The organism is Pseudoalteromonas sp. RW-H-Ap-1 (assembly GCF_048318575.1).
GTDB lineage: Bacteria > Pseudomonadota > Gammaproteobacteria > Enterobacterales > Alteromonadaceae > Pseudoalteromonas.
The window spans coordinates 541,169-566,854 of sequence record NZ_CP166997.1; the positions used below are offsets into that span (position 1 = coordinate 541,169).

At 41.7% G+C, this 25,686-nt stretch carries 14 protein-coding genes and 2 pseudogenes; 6 read left to right on the forward strand and 10 right to left on the reverse strand.

Going from position 1 to position 25,686, the window contains the following annotated elements:
• Nucleotides 1–14: 14 nt before the first annotated feature.
• Genes AB8618_RS18810 through AB8618_RS18830 form a run of 5 tightly spaced genes read right to left on the reverse strand, consistent with a single transcriptional unit; the run spans nucleotide 15 to nucleotide 8,366 of the window.
• A complete protein-coding gene (locus AB8618_RS18810; RefSeq protein ID WP_418157360.1) occupies nucleotides 15–1,775 on the reverse strand; it encodes an ABC transporter permease in 1,761 nt (586 codons plus the stop codon).
• Complete coding sequence (locus AB8618_RS18815; RefSeq protein WP_413402997.1) at nucleotides 1,772–3,049, reverse strand: ABC transporter substrate-binding protein; 1,278 nt, start codon at nucleotides 3,047–3,049, stop codon at nucleotides 1,772–1,774. The genes AB8618_RS18810 and AB8618_RS18815 overlap by 4 nt, the downstream gene beginning before the upstream one ends.
• Nucleotides 3,036–3,842: a DUF547 domain-containing protein gene (locus tag AB8618_RS18820; RefSeq protein WP_413402999.1), complete on the reverse strand. Its 807-nt coding sequence runs from the start codon at nucleotides 3,840–3,842 to the stop codon at nucleotides 3,036–3,038. The genes AB8618_RS18815 and AB8618_RS18820 overlap by 14 nt, the downstream gene beginning before the upstream one ends.
• A gap of 1 nt (nucleotide 3,843) precedes the next feature.
• Nucleotides 3,844–5,997, reverse strand: coding sequence for an FAD-dependent oxidoreductase (locus AB8618_RS18825; protein ID WP_413403001.1), 2,154 nt, complete (start codon nucleotides 5,995–5,997; stop codon nucleotides 3,844–3,846).
• Between the two features lie 17 nt (nucleotides 5,998–6,014).
• Nucleotides 6,015–8,366, reverse strand: coding sequence for a TonB-dependent receptor (locus AB8618_RS18830; protein ID WP_413403003.1), 2,352 nt, complete (start codon nucleotides 8,364–8,366; stop codon nucleotides 6,015–6,017).
• A 680-nt stretch (nucleotides 8,367–9,046) separates the two neighbouring features.
• Between AB8618_RS18830 and AB8618_RS18835 the strand changes: the two are divergent.
• A pseudogene (locus tag AB8618_RS18835) lies at nucleotides 9,047–9,373 on the forward strand (hypothetical protein); the annotation flags it as partial.
• 332 nt (nucleotides 9,374–9,705) lie between these two features.
• On the opposite strand, the gene AB8618_RS18840 reads toward AB8618_RS18835, so the two are convergent.
• The 4 genes from AB8618_RS18840 to AB8618_RS18855 all read right to left on the reverse strand — a co-directional run bounded on the left by AB8618_RS18840 (nucleotide 9,706) and on the right by AB8618_RS18855 (nucleotide 16,261).
• A complete protein-coding gene (locus tag AB8618_RS18840; protein WP_413403005.1) occupies nucleotides 9,706–11,373 on the reverse strand; it encodes a pseudouridine synthase in 1,668 nt (555 codons plus the stop codon).
• A 136-nt stretch (nucleotides 11,374–11,509) separates the two neighbouring features.
• On the reverse strand, nucleotides 11,510–13,558 hold the full coding sequence (locus AB8618_RS18845; RefSeq protein WP_409425725.1) for a S9 family peptidase: 2,049 nt from the start codon (nucleotides 13,556–13,558) through the stop codon (nucleotides 11,510–11,512).
• 124 nt (nucleotides 13,559–13,682) lie between these two features.
• A complete protein-coding gene (locus tag AB8618_RS18850) occupies nucleotides 13,683–14,915 on the reverse strand; it encodes a threonine/serine ThrE exporter family protein (protein WP_413403007.1) in 1,233 nt (410 codons plus the stop codon).
• 122 nt (nucleotides 14,916–15,037) lie between these two features.
• On the reverse strand, nucleotides 15,038–16,261 hold the full coding sequence (locus AB8618_RS18855; RefSeq protein ID WP_413403009.1) for a glycosyltransferase: 1,224 nt from the start codon (nucleotides 16,259–16,261) through the stop codon (nucleotides 15,038–15,040).
• Nucleotides 16,262–16,536: 275 nt separating this feature from the next.
• Between AB8618_RS18855 and AB8618_RS18860 the strand changes: the two genes are divergently transcribed.
• Together AB8618_RS18860 and AB8618_RS18865 are read left to right on the forward strand one after the other, a co-directional pair.
• Entirely contained in the window at nucleotides 16,537–18,987 is a 2,451-nt protein-coding gene (locus AB8618_RS18860) for a S9 family peptidase (RefSeq protein ID WP_413403011.1), read from the forward strand.
• Between the two features lie 220 nt (nucleotides 18,988–19,207).
• The gene (locus AB8618_RS18865) at nucleotides 19,208–19,825 is read left to right on the forward strand and encodes a LysE family translocator (protein ID WP_413403013.1); all 618 of its coding nucleotides are present in this window, start codon (nucleotides 19,208–19,210) and stop codon (nucleotides 19,823–19,825) included.
• Between the two features lie 72 nt (nucleotides 19,826–19,897).
• Here AB8618_RS18865 and uvrA read toward each other — a convergent pair whose 3' ends face one another.
• Nucleotides 19,898–22,459: an excinuclease ABC subunit UvrA gene (gene uvrA / locus AB8618_RS18870; protein WP_413403015.1), complete on the reverse strand. Its 2,562-nt coding sequence runs from the start codon at nucleotides 22,457–22,459 to the stop codon at nucleotides 19,898–19,900.
• A gap of 497 nt (nucleotides 22,460–22,956) precedes the next feature.
• On the opposite strand from uvrA, the gene AB8618_RS18875 reads away from it, so the two are divergent.
• From AB8618_RS18875 to AB8618_RS18885, 3 genes and pseudogenes are all read left to right on the forward strand, one after another.
• On the forward strand, nucleotides 22,957–23,811 hold the full coding sequence (locus AB8618_RS18875) for a PA4780 family RIO1-like protein kinase (RefSeq protein WP_010389247.1): 855 nt from the start codon (nucleotides 22,957–22,959) through the stop codon (nucleotides 23,809–23,811).
• Between the two features lie 375 nt (nucleotides 23,812–24,186).
• Nucleotides 24,187–25,161, forward strand: coding sequence for a S66 family peptidase (locus tag AB8618_RS18880; RefSeq protein WP_418157370.1), 975 nt, complete (start codon nucleotides 24,187–24,189; stop codon nucleotides 25,159–25,161).
• A 251-nt stretch (nucleotides 25,162–25,412) separates the two neighbouring features.
• A pseudogene (locus AB8618_RS18885) lies at nucleotides 25,413–25,622 on the forward strand (VOC family protein); the annotation flags it as partial.
• Nucleotides 25,623–25,686 lie beyond the last annotated feature (64 nt).

Consider the following 25,686-nt stretch of genomic DNA (forward strand, 5'->3'; position numbering starts at 1 on the left):
AAAAACCTTTTAATTTATGGGTTAGCGATGTGCGCTTTTAAAAAGTACTTAGGTAAAACCCACGCCAGTATAAAGCCAATGAGTGGTAATGCCATTTGCATAATGGCATACACTGCACTGGTGCGCCTACTTGCGCCATTAGCAAGGGTGACCGCTTCGCTTGTTATGGTTGCTATGCGCCCGCCACCGGCTAAAAGTGTAGGCAAATATTGGCCAAAGCTAATGGCCAAACCAAGTGCGGCCGCAATTAAAATAGGGGCAAATAACTGGGGTAATTTTACTTGTAAAAACACTTTGCAGGGTGTTGCGCCAAGGCTTGCTGCTACATGAGCAAAACGAGGGTCTAATCGCCTATAACTGCTCGCAAGCGATAAAAACACATACGGCAGTACAAACAATAAATGGGTAAATACCACATTAAAAAACGCGGCCTGGTTATTTACTAATTGTTGCAGCCACACTAGGCCAAATAAAAACGCAATACTTGGTACAAGCAACGGTAAATAAATAATTAAGCTGGTAAAGCGCGACATGGGTTTTGCACTTAACTGCTCTGACTCTAAGCACAAAAGGGTAATAATAATGGCAAATAACGTAGTAACTAGCCCTATAGCAAGGGTATTATAAAGCGGGCTTTGCATTTGCATTAGCGCACTTTTAAAGTGAAGTAGCGTGAGCTGATCGGGCAATGCCGCCGGAAAACGCCAAAATCCGGCAACCGACCACATAATTAAGCCAATTAACGAGAGCAAAATAAAGCCAATTACAAATACTGTTAATGCGGTCGTTATTTTTTGCCAATAAACACCGCCATATTCTCGCTCGCCATTGGTTAGTAAATCACTAAATAATGCTTTTATAGTTTTTTCGCCGCCAAGCCAAAGAGCTAGTAACCCCCCAGTAAGTACAAGCTGCAATAATGCCCCCGCAGAGGCTTTAATACGCAGGTTTAAATCTACGTCGTTAAACCAATGCATAATGGCTACAGCCAATGTGGGTGGAGTATTTGGCCCCAAAATAAGTGGCATTTCTACACTTGCGCTGGCATAAGCCAATACGGCTAAAATCGGTAGGCGCAGTAATGGGTAAAGGCTTGGCAGAATCACTTTAAAAAAAGCAGTCATAGGGCAGTAGCCTAAATTAAGCGCTACTTTATGTTGTTGGCGCAGTTTTTTGCCAAGCTCAGGTTGGGCAAGCACACCTAGCGCCATTAACAGTAAAAAAGGCAGCTCTTTAAGGGTTAAGCCTAAAATTATACTTATACCAAACGCGTCATGCGGAAACATGCCGTTAGGGGCAAGTTCCCATCCACTAAACCAAGGCGATACTAAACGCGAGATCATACCCGAAGGAGCAATTAAAAAACCAACGGCTATAGCGGCTGCTGCGTGGGGGATTACGAGTATGGGACTTAGTAAACGCTGAATACGGTTAAGCCACGGGCTATTAAAAAATGCCGCTAAAATCATTAACGTAATGATAAAGGCAAGTAAGGTACTTATTAATCCGGTGCCAACACTTAGCATAACCATGTGTGTTAGGCCGGGTGTTTGCATAAGCATAGTAAAGCCATGCAGGCCAAGTGTTGTATGCTCAAGTACTGGTGCATAACCAAAAGCGGGCAATAGCACGCTAATTAGGCCACCTATTACCGGCAAAATTAGCAATGCCAGTAAAAAACGTGGGCTTAATTTAACTAATTTACTAAACATATCGGCGCTTTTGTGTGGTTTAAGCGTTGGGCTTGCTGCTAACTTATTTGAAACAACACTCATTGGCTTACTCCAAAACGCGCTTGCCAACCTTGCATAATAGCGTTTACCCAGCTTGGGTGTGGCTCGCTAAGCGTGCGTTTAATGCTATTTAAGGGTAACGCGCTTGGATGCGGTTCCACCGTTTTAAACAAGGCTTGCTGCTCTTGGCTCAATGTAGATTGAATCAATACACTTTTATCGCCCCATATAGGCGCTTTTTGTTTTTGAGCTTGCGCCTCTGGGCTTAATAAAAAATTAGCTACTAATTGTGCACTTTGTGCATGGCTTGCATTATAAGGAATAGCGACGAAGTGAGTGTTACTTAAACTGCCATCTTGCATTGCATAACTTCTTATACTTTTTGGTAAATCATAACGTTTAACGGCGGCGGGTACTTCGGGCGCTGAAAACGTAAACGCTATGCTTAGCTCGGTGTCGCCTATTAAGCGCCGCATTTGTGCGCCACTTTGCATAAAATGGCTGCCATCGCGCCAAAGTGTTGGGTGCAGTTGATTTAAAAAGTCCCATAATGGGTTTAATACTTGGGCTGTGTTTTGCACTGTAGCAGGCTGATTTAATTGCGCTTTAAGCGTTTCATCACTTTGTTGATGAAGCACAACAAGCGCATATTTTAAAAAGCTCATTCCTAAAAAGTCAGGGGGTTTGGGGTAACTAAAACGCCCTGGGTTTTGTGCGCTCCAGCTAAGTAATTGGTTTAGGGTTGTTGGTAGTGTGTTATTTGCAGTGCCGTCAATTGCTAAACTGTCGTAGTAAAAGGTGAGCGATGCTTGGCCCCAAGGTGCTTCCATTCCATTAGTGGGTATTCCAAAATCAAAATTAACCGCAGGGTTATTGCTAGGGTCGGTATAGCTAAAGTTAGGCAGCTTATTAGCCCATTGTTTAAGTAATAATGAGTGCTCGCTCATGGTGGCAAAGTTAGCACCGTTTATCCAAATTAAATCGACACTGCCTTGGGTGTGATTATTTGCTGATTTTTCAGCGAGTACGCGGCTAACGGCCTCGCTGGTGTCGCTGAGTTTTACATGCACTAACTCAATATTATATTTAGCTTTTACTTGTTTCACAGCCCATTGAATATAGGCATTTATTTGCGCATCACCGCCCCACGCATAAAAATATACGCTTTGGTCTTTACCTGAGCTTTCAACTTGTTGCCAACGGCTTTGTAATTGTGTACTTGCTAGGCTTTTAAAGCTAATAATAAGGAAAATGCAAAAGGCGACACAGAATAAGCTGTATCGCGATAATGTTTGCCAAAATTTACTGGCGAGCATTTAAATCCCAGTTGTAGTCTAAAAACTTAACTTTCATGTTGTTATTTTTAAGCGCTTTTTGCTGAGCGGGTGTCAGCTTTAGTGCTTTAGGATATTGCATAAAAAACTGCTGTAGCGTATTAGCGCCTTTAAAGCCTTGTTCAAAATCATCGCCGTACCACTTAAATATTGAAGACACACTTAGCGTGTTCTGTTGCGCTATATTACGAGTCATGTCTGATAAAAAACGTACCGTTTGCTCTTGCAATTGGCTTTCTAAATCAGTGGCTGTGTAGGCTTCTTCACGTAGTGCTGGGCAGCCAATACTTGCGCAATTTACAGCAAAGTGAATACGTGGATCATTGTATTTACCACTGCCACGTATTAAACCATGCTCTATATCATCAAGGCTGCGAGTTTTACCAAGTAATGGCACAAACTCTTTGCTCCACGGTGAGCTAAAAAAACTGCCTAAATCTTTAATTGATTTTAGACTTGGGTATTTTGTTAATATTAGCTCAACAGTAAAGGCGTTATACGCGTTGATTAAAAACGCCAGCTGCTTAGGTTTTTCCCATTTATCAAACTCATTTTGCGTAACAGCCGATAGCGAATCTAAATAGGCTTTAAGTTCGCTGCGCTTAGCTTTTATTGCTGTGTAATCAACCTCAGTGCTGTGACCATGATTAATAGCTACAACATGCTTGTTTAATAATGCATTCCAGTTGTCATGCATGTTTTGAGCTTTGCTTGCAAAGGATGTTGCAAGCAAAACAGACCCTAACAATAGCGCTTTTAAAGGTGTTTTAAACATATTAGCCTCTGCGCCAGGCATGGTATTTTTCCAGTATGTTTAGTACTTTTTCAGGTGCGTGAGCACGTTTCCACTCACCTGCTGCGTATTTATTACCTTCGGCCCATGTTGGGTAGCTATGAATGGTGCCTAATATTTTGTTAAGCCCTAAACCGTGTTTCATTGCCAGTACAAATTCAGCAATTAAATCGCCAGCGTGCTCAGATACCACAGTGACACCGAGGATTTTGTCTTTACCTTTAGGGGTGATCACTTTAATAAAACCGTTGTTAGCGCTCTCGGTAATGGCGCGGTCTAGCTCTTCAAATTCAAAGCGAGTGATTTCATAATCTATGCCTTTATCAATAGCGTCTTGCTCGTTTAAGCCAACACGTGCTACTTCAGGGTCAATAAATGTAGTCCACGGGATTACACGGTAATCTACTTTAAACTTTTTAAGATTACCAAATAAGCCATTTACTGCTGCGTACCAACCCTGATGAGCGGCTACGTGCGTAAACTGATACGGCCCTACAATATCGCCCGCGGCAAAAATGTTAGGGTAAAGCGTTTCAAGGTATTCGTTAGTAACTATAGTGCGGTTAGTTTCTATGCCAAGTTCTTCAAGGCCGTAACCTTTAAGGCGAGCGCTTCGGCCAACAGCACATAGTAGTTCATCGTATTCAATATCGATTTCGGTATCGTTATGTTTTACCACAATGAATTTTTTACCGTCGCGCGCTTCACAGCGTAGTGCCTGATGCGAGGTTAAAATGTTTACGCCATTTTCTGTCAGCGCTTCGTGAGCAAAGGTAGACACTTCTAAGTCTTCTTTGATCATAATGCGCTCGCTCATTTCAATTTGCGTAACATTTGAGCCTAAACGGGCAAAACTTTGTGCCAATTCGCACCCAATTGGACCACCGCCAAGTACAACAAGCTTTTTAGGGGCTTCTTCAAGCTCAGCAAATTTAGTCCATAATGTATCGCTGGTGACATATCCGGTTTCTTCAATACCAGGCAGTAGCGGTACAAATGGGCGTGCGCCAGTGGCAATAACAATAGTACGGGCGGTTAACGTTTGCGTGCCGCCATCGTTAAGCTTAATTTCTACAGTCCACGGGTCGATAAGTTTGGCGTAGCCTTTAATTACTTCTACGCCTAAGTTTGTGTAGCGCTCAACACTGTCGTGTGGGGCTATATCGGCAATCACTTGCTGTACACGTGCCATTATTTTTTTAAACGAAAACTGCGGTGTCGTGCTTTGTAGCCCATATTTTTCAGCTTGGCGCATTTGCTGGGCTACTTTTGCACTTTTAATAATAGCTTTACTAGGTACACAGCCAGTGTTTAAGCAGTCGCCGCCCATTTCGCCGGCTTCAATTAAAGTTACTTTGGCTTTAACTGCTGCTGCAATATAGCTGGTGACTAAGCCGCCTGCGCCCGCACCAATAACAATCATGTTGCGGTCGTATGTTTTGGGTTTAGTGTAGTTTTTATAAACACGGCGCTTTTTTATTGCATTTATTAGGCTTTTTGCAATTAACGGGAATACCCCTAATAACGCAAACGACAAAATTAAATCCAGCGATAAAATACCCGATAAGCTATCTATTTGTGCTAATTGAGTACCAGCGTTAACAAATACAAAGGTACCCGCCAGCATCCCGATTTGGCTTACCCAGTAAAAAGTCCATGACTTGATAGCGGTTAAACCCATTAATAAATTAATTAAAAAGAACGGAAAAACAGGCACTAAGCGCAGCGTAAATAGGTAAAATGCACCTTCTTTTTCAACCCCAGTATCTATAGCGGCTAAACGTTCAGGAAAGCGTTTTTTTATGGTATCGCGCAATAAATAACGTGACACTAAAAATGCCAACGTAGCACCAATGCTTGAGGCAAACGAGGCAACTAATAGGCCTTGAGCCAAACCAAATAATGCACCAGCGGCTAGCGTTAAAATGGCTGCACCGGGCAGTGATAGCGCGGTCACTAATATATAAAGTAAAAAGAAACCCCCGATCACCAAAAACGGTGATTGAGCTTTGTACTGATCAAATTGCGCCATTGACCCTTTTAGCCCGTCAAGGGTAAGAAGCTGGTTTAGGTCATAAAAAAAGAATAAGCCGACACCTATCGCCGCCAGTAATAACAAACTTAGTTTTTTTAACATGTTATCTCTCAAACGGTTTAAAATTGATGGGTAAGCGTAAGCTTAGCGTTAATTGGTAATTCTGGGAACGCGAGTGTCGCGCCAAAATAGCCACCTTCAAATACAGGGCGCCAGTTTTGCTGATCGGTAATATTATTTACATCAAGCCTCAATTTAGTTGCTGAGGTAAACGCATAGCTGGTATTAACATTTAAGGTGTGCTGATCGCGAATGTATACGGTAGCCAAAAAGTCCAATGGGTAGCTTTTAGTATACAGGGCAGAAAATCCAGCCTGCCACTGAGAAGTTATTGTATAGTTAGCGTTTAAGCTTAACGATTGCTCTGGGATCCCTTGTACTTGACGGTTTGAGGGAGCAAAAGCTGTGTAACTTGGTGCACCAATGCTGTTACCCGCAATAATATCGGGACGCGAATTATCAAACGCATCGGCTATTTGAGCTGAGTCTTGGCCTGTCGCAGAGTTATCATAACGGGCATCAATATAACTGTAGCCTGCGCTTATCCAGTAAGGGTAAGCGTCGTAAAATACTTGGCTTTCAAATCCGGTTGTACGAATGCCAGTATTGCTACCATCGCGATTACGTAAGCTGCGGCGTTGGCTAAATACAGCAGCATCTGCATACCAGTCGCTTTGTGTTGGCGCATATTTCACGCCAAACTCGACTAAAGTATTTTCCGTAGCAAAATTTTGTGCGCTAATTGTATTGTCACCACCTAACGTATTACCGCCGGCCATGCTGTTAGAGGTGGCTTCGTTATAACTTGCTGCCGCATAAGTGGTTAAATCGTCATTTACTGAGTAATTAATGCTCAGCTGCGCTGATTGCAGTGTATCGTTAATGCTATCACTAGCGGCTATTTGCCCTTGAGGTGCAATCGGGTCATTTGCTTCTACGTCATAGTAATCAACACGATAACCAGCACTAGTACGTAAGCTGTCAGTCCACTGTGAGTCTTGTTGAATGGCAATGCCGGTTTGCCATGAGCGTGAATCTGTAGTGTCTGATAAGTTAAAATCACCACTGCCATCATTGTTAATATCGTACTGACCACCAGGGGATACATATACACCTGGGCGCAGCTCTACCAAACGTGCCTTTTGTGCATCAGTTAATGGAATGCGGCGGTTTGAAAGTGGGCCGGTTAAATCAATAGGCGTATCGGCTTCGGTGGTAAATTGGCTGTAACCCAAGACTTTATTGTAACGTACATCAACAGCGAATAAGGTTTGCTGCTCATCGCTCCATTGATACGTGAGTTCAGTACGGTTTTGTGCGGTATCGGCGCCATCAATTATTTCAACAAAACTATTTTGTGCTATTTCTTCGCGCTGCAAATGCTGAAAGTAACTAATGTTTTTAATCGACATCACATCAGACAGTGCGCGCTTATAAATACTATGAACTAAATAAGTGGTTGCTTGATTGAGATTATCAGGGTCGGTAAGCACACGGCTGGTATCTATTTTTACTTGCCCTGTAGGCGATATAATAGAGCCTGCGCTAGGAACTGTGCTGCCATTCGCTTGTAACCCTTGACCAGTAATGTAAAGATTATGATCGATAAGCGCTTGGGTAGGGCGGTTTATACCAGCGTTATCGGTAAATTCTGTTTGGTACAGTTCAAAGTTAATGTCCCAACTGCTTTTGTCATCCGGTAAAATTTTTAATGCCGCAAACAAGCTATCACTTTGTGTGGCTGAGTAGTCATAATAACTACCCTGATCAATATGCTCATAGCTAACACGTAAGCCAATTTTATCCTCAACAATCGGTGCGTTGTAATCTACTTGGGCGCTATACTTATCCCAACTTCCTGCAGACACCTTCACATTGCCTTTACGCTGATCAGTTGAAGCTGTCTTAGAGTGTAAGTTTACAAAGCCACCGTTACGTTGGCTTGAACCAAACAATACAGGTGGTGCGCCTTTAACTACGTCTATCTGTTCTATCGCATTAAACGACAACGGCACACCAAAACCATTATTACCTGCTTGACGTCGAGTGCCATCTTGAAATAACTCCCCTAACTGGCCGCGGATCGTCGGCAAGCTTGGTGCACCAAAACCACTTGCAGCGTATGTATTAGGACTTACAGCGAGCACATCGTGCAATGTTGTTATATTTAATTGCTCAATTAAGTCTTTAGAGATAGGCGTCACAGAGCGAGCTATGTCTTGCAGTGCTAAATTATCACCAAAAGGGCCGTTTACTGTGGTGTTTTTAATAGAGAGGTTTTTAGATTTAAGCGCTTGACCTGCCACCTCAATTCGCTCAATGGGGTCAGAGCTAGCTGTTTCATTAGCCTGAGCAGCTAAAGCTACATTTAACAGGGGGGCGAGGGTTAAAGCTAAATACGTGTATTTCAAATCGTGTTTCTCTATTTTTATATGTTGATGTACACAAAAGACCAAGACAGGTAAAAATATCTTTCAATCAATTGCTAAAAATTTTTATTTTTTATCTTAGCGCTTAGATAATAGTGCCTTTAAACAAATCAGCTTAAGATTAGTTTAGGTTTAATTATTTGAAAATAAAAAAACGATTATACGGTCTTACTTGCCAATTAGTTTATTTATATCTTTTTTAAGGAGATTTTATGACAGATTCAATCAATACAGATGTTCAAACTCGTTTGCAATGGTCACTTTTATCGCTGCGCTTAGGGGTTTTCATAGTTATGTAAAGGGCCTGTTTATCTTTCGAGGTTGAATTTGCAGCTGTATGTTTGGCTTTTAGACAAGGTAGAGCCTATGTAGTGTGGTTATTCCCCATAAATAGGCGATAACGCAGCACAAATGCCAAACAGACGCTGCCCGAAGGGTTCTGCCTAGGGGCGATTTACTCTTTGTTGCCTACATGGATGTAGGTAAGGGGCGTGAGCAGGACGCGGAAGCTTTGCTCGGTTTTTACTTATTCTTACATGGATGTAAGCCAGTAGAATAACGCAGGAGCAGTTATCGAGCCCACTAGGCTACAAACTTCGCGCCGCGATTAAATCGCCCCTAGCTTGAACAAATTTCAATCTGCAAAGGTCAACAGGCCCTAGTGGACACTGGATAAATTTGTAAATCCGGGGCATAGTGCCCGTATTTTTGAACATTTTTATGGGATCAGTTTCTCTACCGATACTATTGCTTATATTTTAGGTGCACTGCAATTATTGTTAGTGATAGCATTTTTAGTTGGTTTTAAAAAACGTATCACTTACAGTGCTATTTTTATAATGCATGGACTATCAACGCTTTCTTCTTACAATCAGTACATTGATGGCTTTAATAATTTACTGTTTTTTGCGGCATGGCCTATGTGGGCTGCGTGTTTTGCGCTTTATTTATTACGCGATCAAGACGTAAAATTTACCGTTAAATCATAAGCAAAAAAAATGGTTATAAGCGTTAGCCTATAACCAATAAAGTACACAGGGAGTGTAGGAAGTTCTGTTGAGCACAGTAAGCGGTTAGCAAGCCATTTACTGTGTGTGACTAAAAGCACTTACTGGTGCTTTAATAAATACGTACAATGATAAAAGCAAAGCTAATGCCAATTTTTAAACACTTGAATTTTATGGTTATTTATATTGTTTGGATTGTGGCTTTGCATAATGCAGGTAAATTTTTCTATATTGCAACTGTAAAGGTTACCGACTTTGCAATATGAAAAAATGGCACTGTTTTGGAATCCGATTCGACTAAAAGCAGCGCTGATTTAAAAATCAGCGGCTACTTCAAATTCTAATCGTTCATGACTAATAGGATGGGTAAAAGCTAAATACTCGGCATGCAAATGCAGTCGTTCTGCCTTTTCACCGTAGTGAGTGTCGCCCACAATGGGTGTATTTAACCCTAAGTGGTGGGCACAGTGAACACGCAATTGATGAGTACGTCCTGTTTTAGGATAAAGTTGTAAGCGGGTGGTATTATTTTTACGTTCCAGTACCTGCCATGTTGTTAATGACGGCTTCCCCGTTTTGTAACACACCATTTGCCGTGGCTTATCATCAAAATCAAGCACTAAAGGTAACTCTATAGTGCCACTCTCAGCAGCAATATTACCCGCCACTAAAGCAACATAACGCTTTTCTACACTACGCTCTATAAACTGTTTTTGCAGTGCTTTATGCACCCGTTTATTTAACGCAATCATTAACAGCCCTGAAGTCGACATGTCTAATCGGTGCACAATAAGTGGCCCCGAAGCGTGTGGGAGCTGAGTTTTGATTCGCATATATACCGAATCGTCAATATTAATGCCTGGCACAGATAAAAATTCAGCAGGTTTATTTACCACCAACAAATCATCGTCTTGATAAACAATCGTTAGGTCTTTACCCTGTGCAGGGTTGACCAAGAGCGGGTTGTCTTCAACATTTAACCCCTCTAGCATATGCCCTAAAATAGGCTGGCATTTGCTGTAGCACGAAGGGTAATAATGTAAATGATGTCTGATTGCCGATTTAGGCGGCGCGCCCCACCAAAATTCGGCCATAGCCAGCGGCTTTAAATTATGTTTATAGGCATATTGTAATAATTTTGGCGCTGCACAATCTCCCGCACCTGAAGGCGGTGTGTGCTCGGGTAGTTTGGCAAAAATGGCGTTTAAATCGGTCACTTCGCCGTTTGCATTTAAAAACTGGTACTGAGCGAATAGCTTTTTTTGTAAATTTTTAGAGAGTACTTTACGGCGTTTTTTTAATCCGTTAATTTCCTCATCTATTGTGAGTTGTGCCTGTTCAAGCGCTGCAATGCGTGTTTGCCACTGTTGTTTTAATGCTTGTAGTTGTTTTTTCTCAACAATACTCTGCCCAGCTAATTGGTTTTTCAGCTTTTCAAACTCATCATTATTGAGTTGTTCGCTGGCAACTTGTCGTTGCTGTTTTCGCTGTTTTCGAGTTACTTGCATTGCTTGCTGCTTGGCGATAAGTTGTTGCTCATAGTGTTGGCGAGCAGTCACTAACTGTTGCTCAATTTGCTGATAATTATCACTGTTTTGCAAGGCTGTAATTTGCGCATTAATGTCGTTAATCACTTGGCTTTGCTGACTAAATTCTGCATCGTCTATATGTTTAAGTGCCACATTTGGCGCAAAACGCAGTTGCTCATCAATCCCCGCTATTTGCCCCGAATAGGCGCTAATAAAGCCTAGCTGTTGCGACTCATCTTGAACAACCAAGACGCCAAACATTTTACCGGCATCAATATCATCTGTATCTAAAATAGCCTTATCTAGCTTTTTTAATTGTTGTTGTAATTGTTTTGCAGCGGCAACGGCCAGCGGATGAGGTTTATAATAAAAGGGAAACGTAAACTGCTCAGGCAGTGCAAGGTTATCTATGTTTTCATTAAAAGTGGTAAAGCAGCTAGCAGGGTTTGACATGGCAATAGTGTGATTAGCAGTTATCAGAATAATTAGTCAGAGTGTAACATAAGCAGCGCTGTGCCACTAAGCATGCCTGGCATTACAAACATAAAGGCCAACATATTTATGTTGGCCTTTGGTATTAAGCTAATACTTATTTGTTAGCGTCTTTCACTGCTTTTAATTTAGCCGCATGGTCAATTTCAAATGCAGGCATGTCTTTTTTGCCTTCCATTAAGTAGTTGTCCATCCAACGCATTAAACGCAAGCTGTAATCGTACTGTGCCGCCACTTTACGGTTACCATGGCCTTCGCCTGGGTAGTAAACAAGGCGAACATCTTTACCTTGCACTTTCATGTAACGGTATAGTTCCATAGATTGCGCAGGGTGAACGCGAGGATCGTCTTTACCATGCATAATAAGCAGTGGCGTTTCAGATTGACCCGCCCAGTAAATTGGGCTGCGCTCTAGGTACCATTGCCATTTATCCCATGGGTATGAACGCGCATGAACTAGGTTCATTTCGTTTGAAATATCAGTAGTACCAAATTTAGATAGCTGATTAGTGACACCCACAAACATAACACTGGCAGCAAAGTGCTCAGTTAACTTTGTTGCGCCCCACGCTGATGCATAACCGCCGTAAGAGCCACCGGTAATACCAACACGTTTAGTATCAACTAATCCCATATCAACAAGGTGATTTTTAAAATCAACTAAGTCGTCAAACTCTTTACCTGCGTAATCGTTTTGACCTAGTTTAGAGTAATCTACGCCTTTACCTGTTGAGCCACGGTAATTAGGGTAAAATACCGCGTAACCACGTGCAGCACCCATTTGACCAGGACGCGAGTAGTTAGTTACCCAGCCGTTTTTATCATGACTTTCAGGGCCACCGTGTACCGACATAATTAGTGGGTAGCGTGTGCCTTTTTCATAATCGAGTGGGTAAACTAGTACACCATCAAGTTCTACACCGTCACGCGCTTTAAGCGTAATTGTTTCTTGTTTAGCAAAGCGTTTGTCGTTTAACCAGCTGTTTGAATCAGTTAAACGCTTTGCCTTGTTACTGCGCACAATAAAGACTTCGTTAGGGTGTTTTGCCGTGTTACCACGAAGTGCTAGGGTTTTATCTGAATCAGAAACACTTAGCTGTGAGGCAATAAATTTGCCTTCTTTTACTAGCTTCTTGTATTTGTTAGAGCCGGTTTTAATGCTCGCAACAAAACTTTCTGTGCCAACATTGGCAATAAAGTTAAGGGTGTTACATTTATGCGACCATTCAAAGTCAACAACGTGGCCCATAAAGTTAGGTAACCATTCAGTGATTTCTGCAGTTTTAGTATCGGCAATAAATAGGCGACCAGTTGCAGGGTCGTGCTTATCTTCTGCACCTAAAATAGCAATGTATTTACCATCATGTGAAAGCTCGGCATCGCCTAACTTACCTTCAGTTTTAAACGATAAGGTAACTTTGTTGCTAGCAATATCAAACAGGTGCCACATAGATTTTGTGTATTTATCATCAATCAGTGCGGTAGGTTGAGTTTTAACCAGTAGCTTTTCACCATTCGCAGCCCAATTAACGTCACTCACGTAGTTATCAACATTGAGTGCGGTAGGGGTAAGCGGCTTGTCGGCTTTAGCTAAATCTACAATAAAAAGCTGCTTGTTTTTAAGCCCTAGCTCGTATACTTCTGCTTTAAAGCCAAGTTTTTTAAGTTCTTTTTCTGACTTATCAGCAGCTGGCATTGCTAAAATAGCGACTTGCTTGTTATCAGGACTTAACTGATAGCTTGAAATAGATGTGCCTTTTAATGACATTACCGCTTGGGCTTGGCCGCCATCAACAGGTATTTGGTAAAGCGAAGTATATTTGTCGTCTTTTAATTTCGCTAAAAAGTAAATTGTTTTACTGTCGTTTGACCACTGTAGGCTTTTAATATTAACCGAACCGGTAATAAAAGGACGTTCAACACCTTTATCGTCAACAACGAAAAGCTCACTGTAATTGCTGCCATTTTCGTCAACGTAAAGCGTGCGAGGTAACGAACGGGTAAATGCAACACTGTCACCATCGGGGCTAACGGTTGTTTGTATTACTGATTTTACTTTTGGAATGTCTTCAACTGTAATTGCTGATTGCGCAAATGCAAGTGAGCTTGAAAGCCCAATTGCTATCGCTAAGCTAGTTTTTAGCATTGTTATTTCCTTTGCTTTATTAGATTTCAGCCATTATAGCAAGGTGTTCTCAATATACTAAAAAATGCGTTTAATCCTCAAAAGAGGACGTTTAATGAAAGCGCGACTTAAACCGCGCATACATTTATAAGCTCTTTTTAGGAGGTAGTGCCACGTTTGCAAAAATAAGTCCTGCCACCAGCGACATAAAGATTAAAAACGTTTGCTGACCAATATGATCTGCATAAACAAAGTCTTGGCCTTCAATCAGTGAGTTTAAACCAATATACGTTTTGCTCCCTGGTACCAATACAATTAGGCCTTGCATAGCAACAATTGAGGCCGGGGCATTAGCAACACGGTTAAATAAGTTGCTAAATACACCAACAGAAAATGCACCAATAAAGGTCCCTAACGTGTAATTTAAATCTAAATAAATAGCAGGCCCAATACTAGTGCCATAAGCTATAAAGCCTGAGGCAATAGACCACATTGCATGTTTAAGCTTTGTTCTAAAAATAACGATTAAGCTACTACACAAAAGTAAAATAGCGAGCCATGTAGTCCACTTTGGTAGCGGCTCAGGTTGTACGAAATCGGCTTGCCCAAAGACCGCAAAGCCAATAGCAAGACCAATAAAAGCCCCAAAATAAAGCTTAAACAGCAACATAAATGAGTCCATCACGCGTGCTGTGCCCGATACTAAGTGTCTGGCTGCAAGTTCAGCTAGGCCAAGTGCAAGGGCTAAACCGGGTATAAACACAATAATGGCAGAAAGTACAATTAATCGAATGTTGATGTGTGCATCTAAATGAACGCTAATAGCACAAGCAAGAATAGCCGACACTATTGCCACTAATGGCTCAAGCATATGGGCCACACGTTTCGAACGAGCCGACCACAATACAAATAAGTATACAACAAAGGTCAATAAACCAGACCAAATGACGTCATTCCAACTGGTGCCCATGAGCATGGCAAATGCGCCACCAGAGGTGGCAAAGGCAACGCCTGTCAGCATTCTGTTATAAGGATTTGGGGCATCAAAAATGATATCAAGTTGCTGATCAACCTCTTGCAACGTGAGCTCGTCATTGAGCATTTTATTAACTAAATCGTCGGTATCGGCAAGTGAACCTAAATCATGATCGCCTGGGTCAACGCGGGCAACATGGGTATATTCATCTTCATGGCCATCGGTCCAAATAACAAAGGTAACCGACGTGGGCGACATAACAAACGAAGATTTAAGATCTAAATAAGTCGCCACTTCCATTAAGTGGGCTTCTAAGCGATAGGCAGGGGTACCGTATTTATGGAGCATTTTGCCCAATTTAACGATAAATTTGCGTTTTTCAGTAAACGTTGCGGTTTTCAAATTTGTTTTGAACCAACTATTAAATAACTAAGCTAAAAATATAGGCAATAATGCTAAAATTGCCCAAGTTTATTTGCGGCGATTTTAAACACAAATCGCCGCCTGTCTAGTGATTTTTAATGTTATTTTTTATTTTTTTCTGCTATCCACTGCGACATATATTGTGTGCTGCGCATGGTATGGTGTTTGAGCATTTGACCCGTGAAATTTTTCATCCGGTGAGCATCTAAATTACTGCTTATTGAGTCAATTTTTTCAATTAATTGAGCACTTAACTGTACTTTGTCATACAGAGTATTAAGCAGAAGGCCGCCAGCGGCTTGTGCTTCGCTAAATTTAGCCTCGTTGTTGTATAAAAAAACTGCGGCATCTGCAAAAGCTTGCACATCTGCTGTTACCACACCTGGCCACGGCAACGTGCTGTGCATACCTTCGCTGCCAATAGGCGTGGTGATGCTTGGGGTTTGCATGATCATGGCTTCTAAAAGTTTACCTTTAATACCTGCCCCAAAACGCAAAGGAGCTAAGCAAATACGCGCACTTTGCATTACCTCATACGCATCATCGGCCCAACCTTTAATTAAAAAGCCGGTTTTAGGATTATTAAGCGCGGTGGCTTTTGGCGGTGGGTAGGAACCATAAATATGCAATTCTGCCTGCGGTAGTTGTTTGCGGATAAGCGGCCAAATTTTTTGTAAATAGAGTACCGCATCCCAGTTTGGGGCATGTCTAAAATTACCAATGGTCATAAAGTGTTGGCGTTGTTGATACGATTTAGTTTGCTCAGGTAAGGCACTTAAATCAACCATAAAAGGTAAGTGATGCAACACGCTAGGCTCAACTTTAAACACTTCATTGAGTAGTTCCATCTCATAGCTTGAGATAATTAAGCTGAGATCACAGCGTAAAATAGCGGCTATTTCACGTTTAGCGATGTCTGATAGTAAATCGCTGTGGTTGAATTCGCGCTCACCTTTATGCGCCTCATGGCGTGCATTACGCAGGCATTGTAAATCTTCGGTGTCTAAAATTTTAAGCGCATTAGGACAATGCTTATCTACGCGCCAGCCAAACTGCTCTTCCATCATAAAACGATCGAACATCACTAAATCGGGGTTGTAAGCTTTAACATAGTCATCAAAACTATCGCAGTTAAGAGCGATGCTTTGGCTGGTTATACCAAAGTCGGCAAGGTCAACCATGTGTTCGGTCGGCTGTGCGGGCGTGGCGAACTCAACATCCCAGTTTTGCGTCCTAAACGCATTTAGTAACGACATCATGTGCGTACCTGCAGCAGATGAATTGGGCTCTGGCCATACATAGCCAATTACCAGCACTTTTTTCATTGGCTAGATTCTCTAATTATTTGATGGAAAAACAGACTCAAACACAGTGGTATATTTTTAAAAGCTGTAACGGTATTTAAAAAGCAGAGTATGATTTCGAAAAACTAAAATGCTGCAAATTAATGGACATAAACAACCAATTTTAGCGTTGAGTAAATAGGCGTGTATTTTAGCGTATTCAGGCTACTTAAGTCATTACTTAGCTTAACACTTTATGAATGGTGCAAAACGTGTTTATATATCCGGTAATATTTAACAATAAAAAGGATAAAAACATGAATGCTTTTAGGCTATTAATTGCCTTGATAGGCTGCATTGTTTTATTGCCTGCAAGTTATGCAGAGCAAGGATATCAAACCCCTTCACCTGCACTTGCTACACTTGTAGATGCAAAGTTAGCCCCTACTAGCTCTTTATCAAATGATGGACAGTGGCTTGCTTTGTTTGAACGCAAGCGTGTTGTGTCACTAGATGAGCTGGCAAAAGAAGAGTTTAAGCTTGCGGGAATAAAGCTCAACCCAGCTAATTTTTCACGCTCCCGGGTTAGTGCCAAATACAGTGCGTTAGAACTTAAGCATGTAGAAAGTGGTACTGTGGTTAACGTGAATAATTTGCCACAGGGGATCATTCGCTCCCCTCGCTGGTCAGCAAATAGCAAGTATTTAGCGTTTATTGTTGAACAACCGGATAACGCACGGCTTTGGGTTTATAGCGTTAAAACCAAGCAAGCAAAGCAGTTAAATGAGCTTGCACTTAATTCAGTATTAACCGCTACACCTTATAAGTGGCTACCCGATAGCACAGCAATTGTGGCTAATTTAGCGGTAAACTTAGACAAACCAAGATTAACCAATGATACCCAAAGTACGGTACCAGTTATTCAACAAAGTAGCGGTGAAAAAGCCCCAGCGCGTACTTATCAAAACTTATTAACCAGCCCGTTTGATGAAGCACAGTTTAAATTTTATGGTCAAGGTCAACTAGCGTATATCACGCTTGATGGTAAGGCTCAGCAAATTGGTCGTGCTGGCTTATTTAAATCGTTTTCAATTTCGCCTGATTCAACCAATATTTTAGTCGCGACCATCGACGAGCCATTTTCGTATCAAGTGCCTTACAGCCGTTTTGCAACTACATGGCAAATATGGGGAATGCGTGGGTATGCTTTAGTCGAACTGGCTAAGCAACCCCTTGCCGACAACATTCCTCAAGGGTATGACAGTGTACGCACTGGTCGTCGTAATTTTGAATGGCGTGCTGATCAGGGCGCAGAGGTTATTTGGGCCGAAGCGCAAGATGGCGGCGACATGAAAACTGAGGTTGAGCATCATGATTACCTTTATAGTTTACGTGCACCGTTTAAACGCGAACCAAAGTTGTTTGCAAAAGTAGAGCGCCGTTATGCAGGTATAGAGTGGGGTAATGACAGCATTGCCATGCTAAGTGATTGGCGCTTTAGTGACAGACAAGTGCGTACTTATGTAATTCAACCACGTAATGCTGATAGCAATCGTGTGCTATTTTCAGAGCGCAGTTACAATGATGCTTACAAAGACCCTGGTAGTGCTATATATGAGCGTAACGACTTAGGAACACGTGTTATAAAAGTCGTTGGTGGACGTTACATTTACCTTCGTGGTAATGGAGCATCTGAGCAAGGAAATATTCCATTTTTAGATCAATACGATGTAAAAACAAACAGCTCTAAAAGAATTTGGCAATCTGCTGCACCTTACTACGAGCGAGTGCGTGCTTTATTAGACGATGAAGGTAAGCGTATTATTACTATTCGTGAATCTAAAACGCAGCAGCCTAACTTTTTCATTCGCGATTTAGATAAAGATAGCTTAACGCAACTGACCCAGTTTGAGCATCCGTATCCAGCATTTAAAGGGGTGACTAAAGAGCAATTACGTTATACCCGCGATGACGGCGTTGAGCTATCTGGTACGCTTTATTTACCGCCAGGGTATGACAAAACACAAGGGCCTTTACCTGTATTGATGTGGGCATATCCACTTGAATATAAAGATAAAGCGGTTGCCTCACAGGTGCGCGAATCAGAATACGAATTTACCTACATAGGTTACTGGGGCCCAATGCCTTATTTAGCTAAAGGAATTGCGGTATTTGACGATCCTAAAATGCCGATTGTAGGTGTTGATGGCAGTGAGCCAAATGATCACTTTAGAAAACAGCTGGTTTCTAGCGCTAAAGCAGCGGTTGATGTACTGGTTGAAAAAGGCATTGCTGATAAAGATAATATCGCCATTGCAGGGCACTCTTACGGTGCGTTTATGGTGGCTAATTTATTAGCGCATAGCGACTTATTTAAGGCAGGTATTGCCCGCAGTGGTGCGTATAACCGCACATTAACACCGTTTGGTTTTCAAGGTGAAGAGCGTGACTTTTGGCAAGCACAAAGTGTGTATGCAAACATGTCACCGTTTTTTCATGCTGAAAAAATTAACGAACCTATGTTAATGATCCACGGTCAAGAAGACCCGAATTCGGGAACTTTCCCAATGCAAAGTGAACGTATGTATGCAGCGCTTAAAGGTCTAGGGAAAGAAGCGCGTTTAGTGATGCTTCCTTACGAAGCTCACGGTTACCGTGCCCGTAAAAGCTTATTACATGTACTGTGGGAGCAAGAGCAGTGGCTTGATAAGTATTTGTTAAGTGATAACGTTGAACCAGTTGATATGGAAGAACAACCGATTCAGTAGTGTATTATGCCGTGAGATCAAGAAGATCCACTCTTAATCTCACGGCACTTAGAAAAAATAGGGCTTTCGAGCTGCGGGTCTCGGGCTAAGAGCATCGAGCTAAGTTCGGTGCTCTTAACCCGATCCTCGAAGCCGTTATTTCTAATTTACCGATAGGTATTTTTCCTTTACCCTTTCATTCAAAATTAACACCATTTTATTAACCTATTGCGAGCTTTAAATGATTGATGTAGCTGCACTTGCGGTATTTATTCCTACCTTCTTTTTTGTGTCTATTACGCCGGGTATGTGTATGACACTGGCCATGACTTTAGGCATGAGTATAGGTGTGCGCCGAACTTTATGGATGATGATTGGCGAGTTGCTAGGTGTCGCCAGTGTTGCGGTGGCTGCGGTGCTCGGTGTTGCCAGTGTTATGCTTAATTATCCCAGTGCATTTGATATTTTAAAGTGGGTGGGTGGCGCTTATTTAATCTACATCGGCATTAATATGTGGCGTGCGAAAGGAAAAATGTCGGTTGATACGCACAACACAACAGCCGTGAGCCGATATTCATTATTTTCGCAGGGGTTTGTAACCGCCATTGCCAACCCTAAGGGCTGGGCGTTTATGATTTCCTTATTACCTCCTTTTATTAATGTGCAATACAATGTTGCGCCACAGTTAGCGGTGCTGGTGGCTATTATTTTACTCTCAGAGTTTATCTGTATGATGATTTACGCAACAGGTGGCAAAAGCCTGCGGCTATTTTTAACCAAAGGCAATAATATTAAGTGGATGAATCGTATTGCGGGGAGTTTAATGGTGCTAGTGGGAGGTTGGTTAGCTTTGGGTTAAAAAAGAGCCCGAGGCTCTTTTTTATTTTGAGCATACAAAACCGCTAACCTTTTAATCTGAGTATGCTTGACTTTACAGCACTTTTAAAAACGGCGCAGTACGGCTTTTTGTAGATTGCGCAACCTCGTTTGGTTTACCTTGTGCAACTACTATCCCGCCTTCGTCGCCGGCTCCTGGGCCAATATCAATAACCCAATCACTGTTACTGGCTACTTGCATATCGTGCTCAACCATAATGACGGTGTTCCCAGCATCAACTAAGCCATTTAACTGCGCCATTAGCATAGCTACATCTTTTGGGTGTAGGCCTGTGGTTGGTTCATCTAAAATATAAAGTGTATCGCCGCGCTGAGTACGCTGTAGTTCAGTGGCAAGTTTAATACGTTGGGCTTCGCCGCCCGAAAGCTCAGTAGCAGGTTGGCCTAAACGTAAATAGCCAAGACCTACTTGTAGCAGCGCATTTAGCGCGCGCAAAATAATAGGTTCGTCGGCAAAAAATGTATGCGCTGATTCAACAGTTAAATTAAGCACATCGGCAATAGTTTTATCTTTATAGGTAATCTCGAGTGTTTTTTGGTTGTAACGCTTGGCGTTACATACAGGACAAGGCGAATACACGCTAGGCAAAAATAACAGCTCCACGCTTACAAAGCCTACGCCTTCGCAATTTTCGCATCGACCCTTTTTAACGTTAAACGAAAAGCGACCGGCATCGTACTTACGCGCTTTTGCCTCTTTGGTATTGGCAAACAGTTTACGTACGTGATCAAATAAGCCAGTGTAAGTTGCAAGGTTTGAACGAGGTGTGCGGCCAATGGCTTTTTGATCAACCGTTACCAGGCGCTTTATGTGTTCAATGCCGTGAGTTATTTGTCCGCCGGTTGTTATATCAATCTCTTGCTCGAGTAGCTCGGCTTCATCGGTAGGTATTTGTGGCTGCGATTTTTGCCCTAGTGCATTGTAAACCAATTCAACAAGCGCTTGGCTTACTAAGCTTGATTTACCTGAGCCTGATACCCCTGTAACACTTGTAATAACCCCAAGCGGAAATTCTACATTAAGTTTTTGTAAGTTATTACGCTCAACATTTTTAAGCGTTAGCCATGCTTTTGCTGGGCGTTGTTTACTTTGTATGTGAGTTTGTTGCGCTTCGATATTTTTAAATAAATACTGGCTCGTGTGTGAGCTGCTAATTTGCTTTAAGCCTTCAACTGGGCCGCTATAAACAATATTACCGCCATGGGAGCCCGCATTTGGCCCTACATCGACCACCCAATCAGCATGGCGAATAACACTTACGTCGTGCTCAACCACAAACACTGAGTTACCAGCGGCTATTAGCTCATCTAATGCGGCTAACAAGGCTTGGGTATCGGCAGGGTGTAAGCCTGCAGAAGGCTCATCTAACACATACACTACGCCAAATAGTTTTGAGCGAATTTGTGTTGCAAGCCTTAAGCGTTGTAATTCACCAGGCGATAACGATGGGGTGGTGCGTTCAAGCGATAAATACCCCAAACCAAGTTTGGTAAGTGCTTCAACGCGTTTAAGAATGTCGCCCGCTATACGCTTTGCGACTATGGCTTTTTCGGGGTTTTCAGCGTTACTTTTAGCGGGGTGACTAGCAGCAAACCTTAACTTTTCTGCCAGCTCATTGAGTGTTAGCTGTGAAATTTCGCCTATATCAAGGCCCGCCACTTTAACCGATAACGACTCTTTTTTGAGTTTTTTTCCTTCGCACTGCGGGCACTGTGATATTTGCATATACTGCGATACGCGCTTTTTAGTACGTGGGCTTTGAGTGCTTGCAAACGACTGTAAAACAAAGCGTTTAGCACTTGTAAATGTACCCATGTAGCTAGGGCTTTCTTCATTTTTAATAGCGGCTTGGGTTTGCTCAAGTGTGTACTCAGGAAATACCGGCACCGTAGGTGTTTCGTCGGTAAATAAAATCCAATCACGGGCTTTTTTTGGCAGGGTGTTCCACGGTTTATTAATATCGTAGCCTAAAGAGGTAAGAATACGGCTAAGGTTTTTACCTTGCCAAGCAGGCGGCCATGCTGCAATGGCGCGCTCTTTAATTGATTTAGTGGGATCGGGCACTAGCAGCTCTTCGGTTACGTTAAATACACGGCCAATACCGTGGCACTCTGGGCAGGCGCCTTGTGGGGTATTAGGTGAGAACGCATCGGCGTAAAGTATGCCTTGCCCTTTGGGGTATTCGCCTGCACGTGAGTAAAGCATTCGCAGCGCGTTAGAAATAGTGGTTACACTACCTACCGATGAACGTACCGAGGGTGCTCCACGCTGCTGCTGCAGTGCGACCGCTGGTGGCAGGCCTTCAATCGAATCTACATCAGGCTCGTCTACCTGATCAATTAATCTGCGTGCATAAGGTGAAACCGAGTCAAGATAACGATGCTGCGATTCGGCAAATAATGTTCCAAAAGCGAGCGATGATTTACCTGAGCCCGATATACCGGTAAAAACAACAAGTGAATTACGAGGCAGGTTTACATCCACATCTTTTAAGTTATGAACACGCGCGCCTCTTACTTGAATGCTGTGCTCTGGGTTTAATAAAGCCGATTGTATCTTATTAACCTCATGTGACTTTTTAGGTGTGGTTGCCATGTAATATATACTCCTGTGTAATAATCCTGTGTTTATTAATGTTCTATAAAGTATTAATACTAATGCAGTCTTACTGAATGAGCGCTTAGCTATATGCTTATTTTTCGTTTACATAACAGAAAAACTGCAAGTATAAACTTTAACCAAAAACAATAATATTAAGTGACTGAAGCGTATTGCGGGGGATTAAATGATGCAGGTAGAAGTTTGGCTAGGGTTGAAATAAGTTAACAATTTTAGTTATGTATTTATTGTTTTGCTTATTTGCTAGCATTTTTATGCTGTTTAATTAAATATGGGCTCAATAATACTTAAAAAGCACAAAAGGCGGTTGGCTTTTTCTGTGTAGTCGCTTATTCTAGCTGCGTAATTTAGTCATTAAATGTAACTTTAAAGTTTACTAATAATTTATAACTTTCCTCAATCCGCAAAGGTATGCCTCGTTTGAACCACATAGCAAAACAAAAAGCCAACTCTGTATTTTTAGTAGGTGTCGTTTGAAAATACCTAAACGCTTACAGCCATTAGTTGATGATGGTTTTATTGATGAAGTTATCAGCCGTTTGATGAGCGGTAAAGAGGCCGATGTATTTGTAGTCGCCTGTGGCGATGACATTCGCTGCGCTAAAGTATACAAAGATGCCAGTAAGCGCAGTTTTAAAAAAGCTGCACAGTACCAAGAAGGACGAAAAGTACGTGGTGGCCGCCAAGCCCGTGCTATGGGTAAACGTTCCAGCTATGGCCGTCAATTAGAAGAAGAAATTTGGCAAAATGCCGAGGTTGACGCACTCTCGCGTTTATCCTCAGCAGGTGTTCGGGTACCGCAAACTTACGGCTGCATTGACGGTGTATTGCTAATGGAACTTGTAAGCGATGATGAAGGCGATGTTGCACCACAACTTGGCGCAGTTGATTTAACCGAGCAACAAGCCATTGAGCAACATACATTAATGATGCATTACATCAAGCTCATGCTGTGCGCAGGGATTATTCACGGTGACTTATCTGAATTTAACGTACTTGTAGATAGTAACGGCCCGGTAATTATTGATTTACCCCAAGCGGTTAACGCCTCTGCTAATAATAGCGCCGAGGCGATGTTTGCCCGCGATGTAAATAACATGCGCCGCTATTATGGCCAATTTGCACCTGCCTTATTACACACGCAATACGCCAAAGAAATGTGGGCATTGTTTGCAGATGCTAACTTAACCCCGCACTCAAAACTCAGTGGCGAATTTGAAGACGACAGCGAAGCGGCAGATGTAGACTCAGTACTTGACGAAATTCAAGCCGCCTTTGATGAAGAGCAAGAGCGTAAAGAACGCATTCGCGACGCCGATGAGCAATAACCTTTAATTGACATGCTGAGTTTTGACTCTTAGATCAAAAGCTAGGGGGCTAGTAAGAGCGATCAGCGGACATTCAGGAGATTTGCCGCCAGCTAAGTAAAGCTAAGAGGATACTTCCCCTTTTTCTACATGACGAAATAACTCATCCTAAGCATAATATATATAGCTAGCAATAACTTATGCTTTTTGCTATTAATAGAAGCTCATAAAATAAGGACGTTTTTGCGCTAAAGAGCTAAAGGGGTCAAAGAGCTAAAGGGGTCAAATCTTGACTTCAGACATTACACTCCTGACAGTTTGCAAATGGCACTTATGCGAAGTTCGGTCTATTTTGATGTACATGCTGTTTCAAGTATCCGGTAGGAGAACAAATTGATAATCCCCAATAAGCTAAAAGTGAATGATGAAGTTAGGATAATTGCGCCTTCTAAAAGTTTGTCAATTATTGATAAAAAGACGCAAGAAATAGCAAACACTAGGTTTAAAGAGCTTGGCCTCACATTGTCATTTTCAAAGAATTGTGAGTCTATAGATGATTTTTCGTCTTCATCTATAGAAGAAAGAATTGAAGACTTACATGAAGCATTTTTAGATAAAAAAGTAAAAGCTATCTTTACTGTCATTGGGGGCGATAATGTAAATCAATTACTAAAGTATATTGACTATAATATTGTTAAAAGAAATCCAAAAATTATATGTGGATACTCTGATACTACAGCTTTATCAAATGCATTATTCCACAAAACAGGGCTAGTAACGTACTCTGGGCCTGCATATTCAACTTTGGGGATGCTTAAGGGGATTGATTTCTCAATAAATTATATTAAAAAGTGTTTATTCTCAAATGATCCTTATGAAGTTATAAACTCCAAGCAATGGAGTGATGATGCATGGTATATAGATCAGGAAAAAAGAAACTTTTATAAAGACAATGGTATAGAAGTCTTAAATCATGGTAAGGCAGAAGGAAAAATAGTTGGAGGCAACCTTTGTACTTTAAATTTGCTTCAAGGAACTGAGTTTATGCCTGACTTAACAAATTCTGTATTGTTTCTTGAAGATGACGAGTTAACATCTCCTTCAAATTTTGACAGAGATCTGCAATCGTTAATTCATCAAAAAAATTTCGATAGGGTTAAAGGCATTGTCATTGGAAAATTTCAATTAAAGTCAGAAGTATCAGAGACCTTGCTTAGAAAAATTATACAATCCAAACAAGAGTTAGCATCAATTCCAGTGCTTTACAATTTAAACTTTGGACATACAACACCCCATATTTGCTTTCCTATTGGTGGATTTGTGAAAATAGATACGAAAAGTCGTAAGCAAATAATAATAGAAAAACATTAGGTCTTGAAATTCTAGGCATTAGCTAGATTTCTTAATAAGTTAGTTCGTTGCAGATTTAATATTAAAGATAATGGGATCGGGTCTGCTTCTTTTATATGAATGACCCCTTCTGGCACTGAGTCGAACTTCGGCAAAGAGCGATAACCAGACATTCAGGTGGGTTGTAATTGTCTTCGTAATAATAAAAGAATACTTTCCCTTTTTCACATGTTTAAATAAGCATAATACTTATAACTGGTAATAACTTACACTATTCTGTGATTTACTTCGAGCATGAAAAACTTGATGAACTGTGTACTGAGTTGACAAAAAAAGGTTTTCAGTTTGAACAACAGCCGACAGAGCAACGGTACCTGTGGAAAGAAGCAATACTTAAAGATCCGCCTGGTAATAAAATCCAACTTTACTGGGCAGGTGAAAACCGCTTAAATTTTCCTTGGAAAGTTGAGAAACGCATATAAAAAGTGACTAAGTTTATGAGCGTCAGCTCAGCACACAACCATCACTCAGTAATGATACCTTCAA